The sequence below is a fragment of the Dehalobacter sp. MCB1 genome, from assembly GCF_003590275.1.
In the GTDB taxonomy this organism is placed as follows: Bacteria; Bacillota; Desulfitobacteriia; order Desulfitobacteriales; family Syntrophobotulaceae; genus Dehalobacter.
This window is the reverse complement of sequence record NZ_LXPC01000004.1, coordinates 130,732-145,037: the sequence shown is the minus strand read 5'-3', so window position 1 is coordinate 145,037 and position 14,306 is coordinate 130,732. Positions and strand designations below refer to the sequence as shown.

Below are 14,306 nucleotides of genomic sequence, written 5' to 3'. Positions count from 1 at the left end.
GACGAATATAAGCAAAGGAGTCGGCGGATCACAACATTAGAATATTTTTCTCCGAGCCTTGGATCCTAAAGTTGCAATGCTGCCATGGATGCAAGGTCTGGACAAAGTCCACGGAGTAGCAGAAGAAATTCTGTTACTTGCTGTATCGCGAAGGAGATGTGAAAAAGAATTGGTTTGTTTGCGAACCAAAAATCTTTATCCTGCATGTCCGTGCAGGATTTTTGTGATTAATAAGGAGGATACGCATGCAAAAAAATATTTCGTTGGAAGAAGCCCAAAATTTGATATTTGATTATTGTCCTTTGGCCGAAAAGGAGAATAGTCATTTAGCGGATACCCTCGTTAGAGTGCTGGCAGAGGATATTGTCGCCAGAGAAAACATTCCGCCGTTTCCGCGTTCACCTTATGACGGTTTTGTTTTCAAGGCTGAAGATACTGTGGGAGCTAGCGAAGCTAACCCGGTCACCTTTGAGGTGATTGAAGAAGTACCGGCAGGTTATACGGCCCAAAACGCTGTCAGCAAGGGTCAGGCAATTAAAATCTTGACAGGAGCTCCGATTCCTGAAGGCGCCGATGCAGTTGTTAAATTTGAAGAGGTAGAAGTCCAGGGCAGCAAGATATCTGTTTCAAAGGCCTTCAAGCACGGCGAAGATATTGTGCCTGAGGGTGAAGATATTGCCGTAGGTGATCTGATTGCGGCTGAGGGAACCGTTGTTACGGCGCCTCTGATGGGGCTGATGGCCTCCCTGGGGATTGCCGAAGTACCAGTTTATAAACGTCCAAAAATTGCGATTATCTCGACCGGAGACGAACTTCGTGATGTAACGGAGCCTCTAGCTCCAGGTAAGATCCGAAACAGCAATAGCTATACACTCCAAGGCTATCTCCGTTTACTTGGTGTAGAGCCTGTCGTGATGGGGATCTGCAAAGACAAGAAAGAAGAAGTTGCGGCCCTGGTCGAAAAGGCCTGGAAGCAGGCCGACTTGGTACTGACGACCGGGGGCGTATCAGTGGGAGACTATGATGTGATCCGGCATGCAGCCGATTATCTTGGTGCCGAAATACTTTTCTGGAAAATTGAGATCAAACCGGGCTCACCGTGTCTGGCCGCAGTGAAGGACGGGAAGATGCTGATCGGCCTGTCGGGCAATCCGGCAGCGGCAATGGTAACTTTTCAGCTGATGGCTGTCCCCTACATTAAAAAAATGGCTGGCAGAAAGGATTATTATTACCGGAAGATCGAAGTGATTCTGAAGAAGGATTTTCGAAAACCAAGTCCTCGCCGAAGATTTTTGCGCGGTAGAATGCTTTACGAGAATGGCATGGTCATCATGGAATCGACTGGAGAACAAGGCAATGGTGTGCTGCGCTCCATGCTCGGCTGTGATATCCTGGCGGAAATTCCGGAAAAGAGCGGCCCGGTCAAGGCCGGTGAAAAATTAATCGCTTATATTATTGAATAGAAGCAAAATGAAAAAGTTGGAATCAATAAGAATGGAATCTAAGGAGATGAATAAAAGTGAAAAAAATAGCAGTTCAGGATGCAGTCGGCATGGTCCTTTGCCACGATATAACGAAAGTGATTCCTGGGGAATTCAAAGGCCCCGCTTTTAAAAGAAATCATGTGATCAAGCAGGAAGATATCGAGGAACTATTGAGTCTTGGTAAAGAGCACATCTACGTCTGGGAAGAAAATGCCGATGAAATCCATGAAGACGATGCGGCGATCAGAATGGCCCAAGCTGTCATGGGTCAGAACATCCGTTTTTCGGAACCTCAGGAAGGTAAAACTACGTTGATTTCGACTCAAAAAGGTTTGCTGAGGATCAAAAGCTCATTGCTGCACGAAATCAATTCGATCGAACATGTTACGATACCGTCCCTACCGAATAACTTCAAGGTTGAAGTTAATCAGAAAGTTGCTGCAACCAGGATTATACCGCTGGTTACCAAAGAAGAAAATATTCGCAAAGTAGAGGAATTATGCACCCTTTATGGTCCGGTATTTCATGTTGAGCCGTATAAAGAGCTCACGGTTGGGATTGTGATTACCGGAAGTGAAGTGTATAAAGGAAGAATCAAGGACAAATTCGGGCCTGTGATCAGGAAAAAACTTGAGTATTTTGGCGCGGAAATCATCGGTCAGGAATATTGTCCTGATGAATTGGAATTAATTCAAGCGAAGATCACAGGTTATATGGAGCAAAAAGCTGACATGATTATTATGACCGGGGGAATGTCCGTAGATCCCGATGATCTTACCCCTGGAGCGATCCGGGGCACCGGTGCAGATGTTGTAACTTATGGTGTTCCTGTTCAGCCTGGTAATATGTTTATGCTGGCTTATTTGAACGGGGTACCTATCTTAGGGGTCCCCGGAGCTGCCGCCTATTTTAGGACAACTGTCCTGGATGTGGTACTGCCGAAGATCTTTGCTGGAGAGACACTGAACAAAAATGATTTTATCCGGATGGGTGAAGGCGGTTTATGTTTGAACTGCCAGATGTGTCAATATCCAAACTGCTATTTCTGCAGATAAGAATTTTCATTCAGTGTACGGGTATACGAGTGTAAGTGGGGAGTTGAGATAATGATCGATGCATATGGCAGGGATATCAATTATTTAAGAATATCTGTAACGGATTTATGCAATTTAAAATGTACGTACTGTATGCCGGAAAAAGGTATTGAGAAAAAAGAACGCTGCGATATCTTAAGCCTGGAAACTATGGAGAAAATTGCCGAGACAGCCGTTAAACTCGGAATCACCAAGATCAGGCTCACTGGCGGAGAGCCATTGGTAAGGAGAGGGATCCTGGATCTGGTCCAAAATATTGCCTTGCTGAAAAACAAAGGACTCAAGGAACTGGGACTCACGACCAACGGGCTGCTTCTGAAACAATATGCGGATGACCTGAAAAAAGCTGGGTTGACGCGGGTGAATATTAGTATTGACAGCATGGATCCGACCAAATATAAGGAAATTACCCGTTGCGGCAATGTCCAGGATGTTCTGGAAGGGATTAGGGCAGCAAAAGAAGTAAAATTATTCCCATTAAAGATCAATGTCGTTCTTATTGGCGGGTTTAACGACGATGAAATTGAAGATTTTGTTGCGATGACGATGGATCATGATATCGAAGTTCGTTTTATTGAGCTTATGCCGATCGGGGAAGCCGGAGCGTGGGGCCAGGAGCATTTCTTGTCCAACGAAGAAATACTGAAAAGAGTACCGACGTTGATCCCGTTGCCGTTTAAAAGACATGGCAGCGTAGCACGTCTCTACAAACTTCCGAACAGCAAAGGCAAGGTTGGTCTGATCAGCCCGTTAAGCAGCCATTTCTGCAATTACTGTAACCGGATCAGGATTACGCCCGATGGCAAACTGAAACCATGTCTTCATTCCAATGTTGAGATCGATATCCGAAATTACGCTGAAAACGGACTTGAGAAGTTTCTGATGGATGGAATCATGGCAAAACCCACCCGGCATTGTATCCAGAGCAGTAATTATCAGCCGGTAATAAGAAATATGCATGAAATAGGCGGGTGAAAAATAACATGAGTGAACTGACACATTTCAATGAAGAGGGACGGGCCAGAATGGTTAACGTAAGCGGGAAGGCTGAAACCACTCGCGTAGCGGTAGCACGCGGTGAGATCCGGATGAAGCCTGAAACCCTGGCGCTGGTCAAGGAAGGACTCATAGCTAAAGGGGATGTGCTGGCGGTATCGCAGGTTGCAGGTATCATGGGTGCCAAAAAGACTTCTGATATTATTCCGATGTGCCACCCGCTGCTGTTATCGGGAATAGATGTTTCTTTTAAAATCAACGAGCAGGAAAGTAAGATTGAAATTCAGGTAACAGTTAATAACTCCGGGCAGACCGGCGTCGAGATGGAAGCACTTACGGGAGTTTCTGTCGCAGCGCTTACCATCTATGACATGTGCAAGGCCGCAGAAAAGGATATGGTGATCGGGGATATCTGTCTGGTCAGCAAGTCCGGCGGCAAAAGCGGCAATTATATCCGAGCGGATAAAACAAAAAAATAAACTCTTCGGAGAGGTGAAGAATGATGATCACTGTAGGCGTTATCACAGCTAGTGATAAAGGATCCAGAGGAGAACGCGAAGACTTAAGCGGACAGGTCATTAAAAATATGGTCGAAGAGATTGGCTGGGAAGTTAAGATTCTGGAAATTGTTCCGGATGAACAGAAGATCATTGAAGCCAAGCTGATTGAATATGCCGACGAACGTAAAGTCGATGTGATATTCACGACCGGAGGAACCGGGTTTTCACCGAGGGATGTGACCCCGGAAGCTACGCTGGCTGTCGTCGAAAGGCTCACCCCGGGAATTCCCGAGGCGATGAGACTGGAGAGCCTAAAGGTCACGTCCAGAGCGATGCTTTCCAGAGCAGCCGCTGGAATCAGAGGCAAAACTGTGATTATCAATTTACCGGGAAGCCCGAAAGGTGTTAAAGAATGTCTGGCAGTTGTTCTGCAGTCGTTGGAGCACGGCATAGAAATTCTAAAAGGGACTACCGGAGAGTGTGCGCAGCCATTTTAACAAAAACGACAGGGAGGAGAACACTGTGAATGATGTTCCAGTCATATGTTTTGTTGCCGCGAAATCAGGCACCGGAAAGACAACTTTCTTGGAAAAACTAATCAGGGAAATGACGAAACGTGGTTTTAGGGTCGGAGTGATCAAGAGCGACGCCCACCGCTTCGATATTGATAAACCAGGTAAAGACAGCTGGCGATTTGCTGAGGCGGGTGCAAGATCTACGGCGATTATCGGGCCCGACCAATATGCTGTCATTCAGAAAACCGAGATGAAGAAAGATATTGAAGATGTAATTGCAGTGATTGAAGGTGTCGATATCATCCTGGTCGAAGGGTTCAAAATGTCCCAAAGACCAAGATTTGAAGTTGTAAGAAGAGAGCTGGGCACCGACATTGTTTCTCCGTTGGAGAACTTAATTGGCATTATCACAGATGTCAATGATCTTGCTGTTCCGGTTCCGGTGATCGATATTAACGATTATCAAACCGTAGCGGATCTTATCGCTGAAAAGTATCTGTCCTGAGTATCCGTTGACGATTATTTGCTTAATCCTATCTGTTTAGCAGTCTAAAATAAGATGAACATACCAAAAAAGGAAGGAGTACCCCACATGCCAAAAGTAATTGCTGTCAATATCAGTGAGACAACAGGGGTTCCAAAACAAGAAATTGAAAAGGGCTACTTCAAAGTGGATCATGGTTTAGTCGGAGATGCGCATGCTGCCAACTGGCATAGACAGGTCAGTTTGCTTGGGACTGAAAGTGTCGATAAACTAAAACAGGCTGGACTCACAGGCCTGGATAACGGCAGATTTGCGGAAAACCTCACGACGGAAGGCATCATTCTGTATGAGCTTCCCATTGGTACGAAGCTTAAAATCGGTGAGACGCTGATGGAAGTGACCCAGATCGGCAAACAATGCCATAACAGCGGATGCGCCATCAAACGGCTTGCCGGGGACTGCGTAATGCCGCGTGAGGGGATTTTTACCAAAGTCCTGTCTCCGGGATGGATTAAACCGGGGGATAGCATTGAGATCGTGGAACAGTAAACCATTTCTTACAAACAAACCAAATGAAAAAGATAGTTGATAAAAGTATTTCAACTATCTTTTTCATACTACCAAAATTCAGAGGGAAAAGACAATGACGATATCGGCTATCCTTGAACGAGATATTCCTGGCCTTTGGCAACGTATCTTTCTGTCATTTGGCGAATGGAGGCCAGCTCTTCCGGCGTAATTTCTCTGATTACCTTCGCGGGAGAGCCAAGAATCAGTGAATTTGGAGGAAATATCTTTCTTTCCGGGACCAGGGAGCCTGCTCCCACGATCGAATTTTCGCCAATGACAGATTCGTTCATGATGATGGAGCCCATCCCAATCAGGCAGCCTTTACGAATTGTACAGCTGTGGAGGATACACCCATGGCCGACAGTAACCTCATCTTCTACAAGCGTCGGCAGATCAGTATTCACATGGATAACACTTAAGTCCTGGATGTTTGTTCTTTTACCGATGACAATTGGGGCAATATCTCCGCGTAAAACACAATTGTACCAGATACTTGCGTAGTCTCCAATGGTTACTCTGCCAATGATTTTTGCGCCTTCCGCCACATAGACAGTTTCTGAGACCGAAGGTTTAACGTCTTGATAGGGAATGATCATAAGAATGGTTGCTCCTTGCTTTTTGGCTTTAAAAATATTATAGATTTCAGAACGGCCTTTGTCGAGAAGTATAAAAGACCTGCCAACAAAAGGCTTGGCAGAAGCCACGTTTTCTTAAATAACAACAAACCCTTAAGTTGCTGTTTATTTTAGGTGTAAGTTAGGTTATATTAATAAGGATGTTTAAGAATGTTTGGAAATAACAAACGAATATGGTGTTACAGCAATTAAAAGATAAGGAGCACCTTCTGATGACAGTCCGTTTCTACCTGGCGCTTTGGACAGGAAAGATCGTATCGATATTGATGAGGCTTCTAGGGAAGAAAGGCACAACCTTCCCAGGATTTATTGCGCTTAAAATTTGCCCGAATATGATTGGATTCTTGGCTTCCCGTTTTCCGGAAGGTGCAGTAATTATTACAGGAACCAACGGCAAAACGACAACGAACAACCTACTGGCTTCCATTCTGAAGACAGCCGAAAAAAAGATTGCTTTTAACCGGGAAGGAGCCAATATGCTTACGGGTATTGCAGGAGCATTGCTGCAGAATACTACATTTGCAGGTATGCCGCAAGCTTCTGTCCTGCTGCTCGAAGTGGATGAGGCTACACTGCCGGGGTTATGCAGGCAGCTGACTCCGAGGCTTGCTGTGATTACGAATTTCTTCCGGGATCAGCTGGATAGGTATGGCGAATTGGATACGACGATCAAGCTGGTAAAAGAGTCGCTACCTGCCGCAACAGAATTGGTGTTGAATGCGGATGATCCGCTAGTTGCTCAGATCGGAACCGGCCGGAAAGGTGTATTCTACTTTGGGGTAAGCACACTGCCCACAAGCTCTGCCGACAGCACGGAAACGCGGGAAGGACGATACTGTTCGCACTGCGGTCAGGAATTGTCTTACACGCTGTTTCATTACGGCCAGTTAGGGAACTATAGGTGTCCTAGCTGCGGTTTCAGCCGGCCTAATCCTTATATTGAAGCGAAAGAAGTCAAAATGGAAAGCAGGGAGATTTCGTTCAGGATAGATGATGACCATGACAACCACGTCTATCAGGTACCTTTGCAAGGGTATTATAATCTGTACAACGTGCTGGCAGCTTTCTGTGCTGCGGACCGTCTGCAGATATCCAGAGAAGATATTGGTACCGGACTGAACCGGTATGTTTCCGATGCAGGGAGAATGGAACAGTTTTCGCTCCTTGGATGTGAGGCGACGCTGACCCTGGTGAAAAATCCAACAGGTTTTAATCAGGTCATCCATACCATTGCAGAGCTACCTCAGTCTGTCCGCTTGCTGATTGCGATTAACGATCTGGCGGCCGATGGCAGGGATATATCCTGGTTATGGGATGTCGACTTTGAAATTTTGGCTTTGCGTCAGGATGACGTACCACAAATCATATGCTCCGGTTTAAGAGCTGAGGACATGGCTTTGCGACTGAAGTATGCCGGAATTAAGGAAGACAGAATTACAATGGAACATTCTCTGGAAAAAGCGGTGGAGATGCTGGAACAGCCAAGCATCAGCGCGGCGTCAGCGCTCAAGGCGGCTGCAAGCATAGCAGAGGGAGGAGCCGTATTTATTCTGCCAACCTATACTGCCCTTTTCCCGATACGGGATATTCTGGTGAGAAGAAAAACCGGAGAAAAACAGCGTAAGGCGGTAAATGTATGAAGCTTACGATTTTTCATCTTTATCCGGATCTGCTTGATTTATATGGGGACAGGGGAAATGTTCTGGCGCTGGCTGCCAGATGCAGGTGGCGTGGAATCGATGTCGAGATACGCAGAATATCTTTGCGAGAAGAAATGGATTTTTCCGAGGCGGATATTCTTTTTCTGGGAGGAGGTTCGGACCGGGAGCAAAGTCTTTTGGTTCAGGATTTAAGCACAAGATCCTCAGAGCTTAAAGCAGCGATTGACGATGGACTTGTCATGTTGACCATTTGCGGCGGTTACCAGCTTTTGGGGCAGTATTATCAGACCAGAGACGGGGAGAAAATCCCGGGATTGGGCATACTGGACTTTTATACTATTGCTGGAAATAAACGACTGATTGGCAATGTCATTGTTGAAACGTCACCTGAGCTTTTGGGTTCCATGTCAGAAAACATTTCCCAGCAGTCCGATGAAGTTGGGGTGCACAATACCATGGTCGGATTTGAGAACCATTCTGGGAAGACCTATCTTGGACCAGAGTTGAATTCCTTGGGAAGAGTGCTGAGGGGTTATGGCAATAACGGTGAGGATTTACAGGAGGGTGTAAGGTATAAAAATGTTTTTGGAACTTACCTTCATGGACCGTTGCTGCCTAAAAATCCCCATATTGCCGACCTGCTGCTGGGTCTGGCGACAAGAAGAAAGGATCCGGCTTATCAGCTTCAAATCCTGAAAGACTCTCTGGAAAAAGCAGCACATCATGCGGTTATAGAACGTTTTCTTACGGCAGGATCCATAGCCGGATCTAAATAGGATTACAATAGGAAAAAATTACATGCTGGAAATCAGAAAGAATGATTGAATATTGCTTGTACCCACCCGTGTCTTCGTTGACACTTTAGAGGGTGAGTCGCTATAATAAAATAGGATTGCTTAATGGGGCCTTCCGTGGCCATGAAGGGGGTGCCTTGCTTGGCAGAGACTAGGCGTATTGTTGTATGTTTGCCGGAAAGCATTATTGAGGAAGTAGACGAAATCGTATCGTCAGAGAAATTAAACCGGAGTGATTTTATCAAAGAAGCTGTTTACAGTGTATTGATTGAACGGCGAAAAGCAGGAATACGAGAGCAGATGCGGCAGGGATATGTTGAAATGGCTCAAATTAACCTGTCAATGGCATTAGATTTATGCCAGGCTGAAGAAGAGGCAACGATGCGCTATGAAGGGAAACTAGCTTGGAGTGTCGGGTATGAGTATTAAACGCGGGGAGATTTTTTATGCGGAACTAAACCCCGTTGTAGGTTCTGAACAAGGCGGCACTAGGCCGGTCTTGGTTATTCAGAATGATATTGGGAACCAGTATAGCCCGACAACAATTATCGCAGCAATTACATCCCAGATTTCGAAAGCCAAACTGCCGACCCATGTGGAAGTCAAAGCGAAACGAAGTGGTTTGGAAAGAGATTCTGTTATTTTGACTGAGCAAATCAGAACGATCGATAAAAGCCGTTTGAAGGAAAAAGTCGCAGTGCTCGATGAGGAAGTAATGCTCAGGGTTGATGAAGCGATTGAAATAAGCCTTGGGCTGACGGAGATCTGAAGGATTTCAATGGATGAGGCCAAATTACATAGTACGGAATAACGCAGCGTACAGGCTTCTAACACCTGACGCTGTTTTTTATACGGAGGGGAGACATGGGGATGTTTCTTTTATCCCCTCGAAGGGATAAAAGAAACGTCCCCATGTTCCCATGATTGGAGGAAAAAATAATAATGGACTTTATTAGCGTCATTTCAAGGGAGTTAGGACTGAAAACCTGGCAGGTCGGGGAAACGGTAAAGCTCCTGGACCAGGGGAATACCATTCCGTTTATTGCGCGCTACCGCAAAGAAGCAACCGGAGAACTTGATGAAACTGTGCTCAGAGCCATGGCAGACCGGCTGGAATATCTCCGGAACTTGGAGCTCAAAAAAGAGGAAGTCATTCGCTTGATTGATGAACAGGGCAAGCTCGATGACGGTTTAAGATCCAAAATAGAAGCTGCAGCGAAACTGCAGGAAGTCGAAGATCTGTACCGGCCCTACAAGCAGAAAAAAAGAACCAGGGCCTCGATAGCCAGAGAAAAGGGTTTGGAGCCTTTGGTAGATTGGTTATTCAACCAGCCTGCCGAAGGAAGCCTGCAGGAAGAGGCCGCTAAGTATCTTAATCCCGATTTGGGTGTCCATGATGCTGCTGAGGCATTGAGCGGGGCTCAGGATATAATTGCTGAGAACGTTTCCGATGATGCGGAAACAAGAAAACTAGTTCGGACCAGGATCTATGAATGGGCGGAAATCACAGCCAAAGCAAAAAAAGAAGAGCGTTCGCCGTATGAGATGTACTATGAATATAAGGAACCTGTCCGTAAAATTCCGCCGCACCGGGTTCTGGCTTTGAATAGAGGAGAAAAGGAAGAATTCCTTTCCGTAGGGCTTGAGATTGAAGCGGATAAGATTCTGCAATTATTGGAAAAGAAATACCTGCAGGGGGGCCCTTGCCAGGAGTTGATGAAAGGGGCTTTGCAGGATAGCTATAAGCGGCTGATCTACCCATCAATCGAAAGGGAGATCCGGGCCGAGATTACCAGCAGGGCAGGAGAACAAGCTGTCAAGGTGTTTTCCGCCAACTTGCGGCAGCTTCTGCTGCAGCCGCCGGTAAGAGATAAAGTGATCATGGGGCTCGATCCCGGTTACAGGACAGGCTGCAAATGGGCCCTGATCGATGATACGGGAAAACTCGGAGAGGTAGGGGTGATCTATCCAAACCCTCCACAGAATAAAAAGCAAGAAGCCAAACAACTCATTGCCAAAGTGGTGGAGCAGTATGGCGTCCAGATTATTGCAATCGGCAATGGAACGGCTTCCCGCGAAACGGAGGAGCTCGTCACCGAATTCATCCGGGAAAGTGGGCTTCCGTTGGAATACATTATTGTCAGTGAGGCAGGGGCTTCGGTATATTCGGCTTCGCCACTGGCCAAAGAGGAATTCCCGGATTTTGATCTTTCACTGAGAAGCGCGGTATCCATCGCCCGCAGATTGCAGGATCCTTTGGCTGAGCTTGTCAAGATTGAACCGAAAGCAATCGGCGTTGGTCAGTATCAGCACGATATCCAGCCTAAGGTTTTGGAAAGCTCGCTGGGCGGTGTCGTCGAATCCTGCGTCAATACAGTCGGAGTCAACTTGAATACAGCTTCGCCGTCTATTCTGAAATTTGTCTCCGGATTGAATTATACGGTCGCCAAAAATATTGTTTCCTACAGGGAGAAGAATGGTAAATTCCGGCGAAGGGAAGAATTGAAGAAGGTATCCAGGCTCGGGGAGCAGACTTATATTCAATGTGCCGGTTTTATTCGGCTGCCGGATGGCGATAATTATCTGGAGAATACGCCGGTTCATCCGGAGTCTTATGATGTTGCCACGGCAATCCTGAAAAAAGCCAATTTAACAGCGATCGACCTCAAAACAAATCCAGAGAAGGTGCGCGCTGCGCTTGGAGGTTTCAGCGCTGAGGAATTAGCTGCGGAACTTCAGGCAGGCGTACCAACCATTAAAGATATTCTCGAGGCTTTGCTGAGACCGGGGAGGGATCCGCGTGAGGATCTGCCGCGCCCACTGCTGCGTCAGGATATCACCAAATTGGAGGACCTGCAGGTAGGAGTAAGTTTGGAGGGGACTGTCAGGAACATTGTTGACTTTGGCGCATTCGTCGATATCGGCGTCAAGAATGACGGATTGGTTCATATCTCGGAACTCAGCAACAGTTATATCAGACATCCGATGGAAGTTATCTCGGTCGGCGATATCGTGAAGGTCAGAGTCCTCAGTATCGATCTGGCTAGAGGCCGAGTCAGCCTCTCAATGAAGGATATATAATAAGTCATTCTTCCGCTGTAAGCGGAGCATCGACGACAAATACTTTTAAGTGAGGAAATATTTCATATGAGCAATCAACAGATCATTATTGCCGGCGGAAATATCAAACCGATGACCGGAGAGCTCGAATTTACAGGGAGTATTTTGGTCAAAGATAGTAAAATTGCAAAAATTATAAAGCATTTGGTTACGGCGACAGATGAAGACGAAGAAAACGCGTTCAGAGAAATGTTCGGCCTAAGTACGGAAGAGTCGGTACACATTGTATCTGCCAGGGGAAAATGGGTTTTGCCTGGTTTCATTGATGCGCACTGCCACGTCGGGATTGGAGAAGAAATCTATCAGCATGAAGGTGACGACCTGAATGAAATGACGGATCCCCTGACCCCGGAACTTCGCGCGATTGACGGAATCCATCCCGAAGATGAAGGCTTCAGGGATGCACGGCTCGGAGGAGTCACCGCTGCTTTTACCTGCCCCGGAAGCGCAAATGTCATTGGAGGTACAGGTGTTGTTGTCAAAACGGCGGGACGTGTGGTCGAAGAAATGATTCTGAGAGACCCTGCAGGACTCAAAATCGCGTTCGGTGAGAATCCCAAATTTGTATACGGAGAACAGAAAAAAATGCCGATGACGCGAATGGGAACAGCAGCCTTGCTCCGGCAGGCGTTGGTAGATGCTCAGAACTATCGGGAGAAACTGGAACAAGGCCAAAAGGATTTGGACAAACTTCCTGAACGGGACCTCGGACTCGAAGCAATCAATCTTGTACTGGACAAAAAAATACCGCTCAGAGCTCATGCCCACAGGACGGATGATATAATGACCGCTATCCGGATAGCCCGCGAGTTTGACGTAGATCTGGTTTTGGACCACTGTACTGAAGGTCATAAAATTGCCGATGTGCTTCAGCAATATGGCTACCCTGCGGCTGTCGGTCCTTCTTTCACGAACAGGGCCAAAGTAGAGCTTAAAGATAAAACATTTAGCACGCCGGGAGTATTGAACAAAGCGGGACTTAAAATAGCGATCATCACGGATCATTCCGTTACCCCTATCGAGCATCTGCCGCTGTGTGCAGCGATGGCTGTCCGCAACGGACTTGAGGAGGAAGACGCGCTGAAAGCAATCACGATCTGGCCGGCTGAAATACTCGGGGTCGCCGACAGAGTCGGATCTTTGGAAGTAGGAAAAGATGCTGATATTGTCGTATGGGAGGGCAAACCGCTCAGTTTTGAGGCCACGCCCCATACAGTATTGATCAATGGTCTGATCGTAAAGCCCGAGTGAGACGGGAGCGTGAAAATATGGAACGGCTGATTGAATCGGTAAGTTCTGAGGAGACTTTTCTTCTCGGAAAACTGCTCGGACAAAGTTTACGGGAAGGTACGGTCATCTGTCTTTATGGAGATTTGGGCTCGGGCAAAACAGTCCTGGCTAAAGGGCTCGGTGAAGGGCTCGGGGTTACGGACACCATGACAAGTCCGACATTTACCTTGATTCAGGAATACAGTACAAAAATTGATGGACTGAAACTGATTCATATGGATTTATACAGACTCCACCACCCGGAAGAAGCAGAAATCATCGGTGTTGCCGATTATTTCGGGGATGACTGCGTCTGCCTGCTGGAATGGCCGGAAATCATTGTAGATTTACTGCCGGAAGACAGGCTCGAAATCAGAATTCAGGGAAGCGGTAATCAAACACGTTCAATTATGCTCAATTTTTGACATTTGCGAAAAAATAATTAAAAGCAGTGAGGCCTATGAAATATCTGACAATCGATACAACAACAAAGATAACTGCGCTGGCCCTGGGGCAGGATGGCAGGCTAGTCGCAGAGGGATTCCTGAACACTGGGAAAACCCATTCTGAAAGACTAATCCCGATGCTGGATCAGCTGCTGAATGCTGCAGACTGGAAACCCGTGGATCTTGATTTTATCGGCGCAGTCAGGGGTCCAGGGTCATTTACCGGCATCAGGATCGGAATCGCCACAGCCCAGGGACTTGCACAGGTCCTCAATATTCCTTTGGTCGGAATTACTTCGCTGGATACGTTGGCCTGGGCTGGAAAGGGCAGGTCGGAAGAAACCGTTGTGATCCTAGATGCCCGCAAAAACGAATGGTATTATGCTCGATATATTTGGAGGGAAGACAGAGAATGCCTGGACGGGCCGAAAGCTGTTAAGCCGGAAGCGCTCACAGCGGAATTGAAGGAACTTCAAAAATCTTGCTTTTTTGTTGGGGACGCGGTTAGCGGGGGTAGAAAATTTCTGGAGGAACAACTTGGTAGCCAGGCCGTTATACTGTCTGAATACCAGTACCTTCCAAGAGGAGCCTATGCAGCATGTGAGGTTTGGGAACAGTGGAAGATAAGATGCGTTGACGGGAATTTTCATGCGCTGGAACCCATTTATATTCGTCTCTCAGAAGCTGAAACCAATTATCTTAAGAAACAAGGCAAAATGCAGTAGTCATATTGGTATT

General features: G+C 46.7%; 16 protein-coding genes and 1 riboswitch. Of the genes, 15 read left to right on the top strand and 1 reads right to left on the bottom strand.

What is annotated here, in order from left to right; all coding sequences use genetic code 11:
* Positions 1 to 37 precede the first annotated feature (37 nt).
* Positions 38 to 172: riboswitch (molybdenum cofactor riboswitch) on the top strand.
* Positions 173 to 245: 73 nt separating this feature from the next.
* The 7 genes from glp (at position 246) to A7K50_RS02895 (ending at position 5,622) form a co-directional block, all read left to right on the top strand.
* On the top strand, positions 246 to 1,463 hold the full coding sequence (gene glp, locus A7K50_RS02925; RefSeq protein WP_020491793.1) for a gephyrin-like molybdotransferase Glp: 1,218 nt from the start codon (positions 246 to 248) through the stop codon (positions 1,461 to 1,463).
* 56 nt (positions 1,464 to 1,519) lie between these two features.
* Positions 1,520 to 2,539, top strand: a complete 1,020-nt coding sequence (locus A7K50_RS02920) for a molybdopterin-binding protein (RefSeq protein ID WP_119774539.1) — start codon at positions 1,520 to 1,522, stop codon at positions 2,537 to 2,539.
* A gap of 51 nt (positions 2,540 to 2,590) precedes the next feature.
* The gene (gene moaA / locus A7K50_RS02915) at positions 2,591 to 3,553 is read left to right on the top strand and encodes a GTP 3',8-cyclase MoaA (RefSeq protein WP_119774538.1); all 963 of its coding nucleotides are present in this window, start codon (positions 2,591 to 2,593) and stop codon (positions 3,551 to 3,553) included.
* Between the two features lie 8 nt (positions 3,554 to 3,561).
* Complete coding sequence (moaC, locus tag A7K50_RS02910; protein ID WP_119774537.1) at positions 3,562 to 4,053, top strand: cyclic pyranopterin monophosphate synthase MoaC; 492 nt, start codon at positions 3,562 to 3,564, stop codon at positions 4,051 to 4,053.
* 23 nt (positions 4,054 to 4,076) lie between these two features.
* Positions 4,077 to 4,571 (top strand): MogA/MoaB family molybdenum cofactor biosynthesis protein, encoded by a 495-nt coding sequence (locus tag A7K50_RS02905; protein ID WP_026156358.1) that lies wholly within the window; start codon positions 4,077 to 4,079, stop codon positions 4,569 to 4,571.
* 25 nt (positions 4,572 to 4,596) lie between these two features.
* Positions 4,597 to 5,094 (top strand): molybdopterin-guanine dinucleotide biosynthesis protein B, encoded by a 498-nt coding sequence (gene mobB, locus A7K50_RS02900; RefSeq protein WP_020491798.1) that lies wholly within the window; start codon positions 4,597 to 4,599, stop codon positions 5,092 to 5,094.
* A gap of 87 nt (positions 5,095 to 5,181) precedes the next feature.
* Positions 5,182 to 5,622, top strand: coding sequence for an MOSC domain-containing protein (locus A7K50_RS02895; protein WP_020491799.1), 441 nt, complete (start codon positions 5,182 to 5,184; stop codon positions 5,620 to 5,622).
* A 107-nt stretch (positions 5,623 to 5,729) separates the two neighbouring features.
* On the opposite strand, the gene A7K50_RS02890 is transcribed toward A7K50_RS02895, so the two are convergent.
* Positions 5,730 to 6,347: a gamma carbonic anhydrase family protein gene (locus A7K50_RS02890; protein WP_020491800.1), complete on the bottom strand. Its 618-nt coding sequence runs from the start codon at positions 6,345 to 6,347 to the stop codon at positions 5,730 to 5,732.
* A 143-nt stretch (positions 6,348 to 6,490) separates the two neighbouring features.
* On the opposite strand from A7K50_RS02890, the gene A7K50_RS02885 reads away from it, so the two are divergent.
* The 8 genes from A7K50_RS02885 (at position 6,491) to tsaB (ending at position 14,293) form a co-directional block, all read left to right on the top strand.
* Positions 6,491 to 7,918: a Mur ligase family protein gene (locus tag A7K50_RS02885; RefSeq protein WP_026156360.1), complete on the top strand. Its 1,428-nt coding sequence runs from the start codon at positions 6,491 to 6,493 to the stop codon at positions 7,916 to 7,918.
* The gene (locus tag A7K50_RS02880) at positions 7,915 to 8,715 is read left to right on the top strand and encodes a glutamine amidotransferase (RefSeq protein ID WP_020491802.1); all 801 of its coding nucleotides are present in this window, start codon (positions 7,915 to 7,917) and stop codon (positions 8,713 to 8,715) included. Before A7K50_RS02885 ends, A7K50_RS02880 begins: the two co-directional genes overlap by 4 nt.
* 159 nt (positions 8,716 to 8,874) lie before the next feature.
* On the top strand, positions 8,875 to 9,162 hold the full coding sequence (locus A7K50_RS02875; protein WP_034382236.1) for a ribbon-helix-helix protein, CopG family: 288 nt from the start codon (positions 8,875 to 8,877) through the stop codon (positions 9,160 to 9,162).
* Complete coding sequence (locus A7K50_RS02870) at positions 9,152 to 9,502, top strand: type II toxin-antitoxin system PemK/MazF family toxin (RefSeq protein ID WP_015043684.1); 351 nt, start codon at positions 9,152 to 9,154, stop codon at positions 9,500 to 9,502. The genes A7K50_RS02875 and A7K50_RS02870 overlap by 11 nt, the downstream gene beginning before the upstream one ends.
* A 173-nt stretch (positions 9,503 to 9,675) precedes the next feature.
* On the top strand, positions 9,676 to 11,814 hold the full coding sequence (locus A7K50_RS02865) for a Tex family protein (protein WP_020491804.1): 2,139 nt from the start codon (positions 9,676 to 9,678) through the stop codon (positions 11,812 to 11,814).
* Between the two features lie 66 nt (positions 11,815 to 11,880).
* On the top strand, positions 11,881 to 13,104 hold the full coding sequence (locus A7K50_RS02860; RefSeq protein WP_020491805.1) for an amidohydrolase: 1,224 nt from the start codon (positions 11,881 to 11,883) through the stop codon (positions 13,102 to 13,104).
* A 17-nt stretch (positions 13,105 to 13,121) separates the two neighbouring features.
* The gene (tsaE, locus tag A7K50_RS02855; RefSeq protein WP_020491806.1) at positions 13,122 to 13,547 is read left to right on the top strand and encodes a tRNA (adenosine(37)-N6)-threonylcarbamoyltransferase complex ATPase subunit type 1 TsaE; all 426 of its coding nucleotides are present in this window, start codon (positions 13,122 to 13,124) and stop codon (positions 13,545 to 13,547) included.
* A gap of 35 nt (positions 13,548 to 13,582) precedes the next feature.
* Positions 13,583 to 14,293: a tRNA (adenosine(37)-N6)-threonylcarbamoyltransferase complex dimerization subunit type 1 TsaB gene (tsaB, locus tag A7K50_RS02850; protein WP_020491807.1), complete on the top strand. Its 711-nt coding sequence runs from the start codon at positions 13,583 to 13,585 to the stop codon at positions 14,291 to 14,293.
* Positions 14,294 to 14,306: the final 13 nt, after the last annotated feature.

Excerpts from the sequence above, each read along its gene's own strand:
- tsaE (WP_020491806.1), top strand. The coding sequence starts at position 13,122 with ATGGAACGGCTGATTGAATCGGTAAGTTCTGAGGAGACTTTTCTTCTC.
- A7K50_RS02885 (WP_026156360.1), top strand. The coding sequence starts at position 6,491 with ATGACAGTCCGTTTCTACCTGGCGCTTTGGACAGGAAAGATCGTATCG.
- A7K50_RS02895 (WP_020491799.1), top strand. The coding sequence starts at position 5,182 with ATGCCAAAAGTAATTGCTGTCAATATCAGTGAGACAACAGGGGTTCCA.
- moaA (WP_119774538.1), top strand. The coding sequence starts at position 2,591 with ATGATCGATGCATATGGCAGGGATATCAATTATTTAAGAATATCTGTA.
- A7K50_RS02880 (WP_020491802.1), top strand. The coding sequence starts at position 7,915 with ATGAAGCTTACGATTTTTCATCTTTATCCGGATCTGCTTGATTTATAT.
- A7K50_RS02870 (WP_015043684.1), top strand. The coding sequence starts at position 9,152 with ATGAGTATTAAACGCGGGGAGATTTTTTATGCGGAACTAAACCCCGTT.
- A7K50_RS02860 (WP_020491805.1), top strand. The coding sequence starts at position 11,881 with ATGAGCAATCAACAGATCATTATTGCCGGCGGAAATATCAAACCGATG.
- A7K50_RS02905 (WP_026156358.1), top strand. The coding sequence starts at position 4,077 with ATGATCACTGTAGGCGTTATCACAGCTAGTGATAAAGGATCCAGAGGA.
- moaC (WP_119774537.1), top strand. The coding sequence starts at position 3,562 with ATGAGTGAACTGACACATTTCAATGAAGAGGGACGGGCCAGAATGGTT.
- A7K50_RS02865 (WP_020491804.1), top strand. The coding sequence starts at position 9,676 with ATGGACTTTATTAGCGTCATTTCAAGGGAGTTAGGACTGAAAACCTGG.
- tsaB (WP_020491807.1), top strand. The coding sequence starts at position 13,583 with ATGAAATATCTGACAATCGATACAACAACAAAGATAACTGCGCTGGCC.
- glp (WP_020491793.1), top strand. The coding sequence starts at position 246 with ATGCAAAAAAATATTTCGTTGGAAGAAGCCCAAAATTTGATATTTGAT.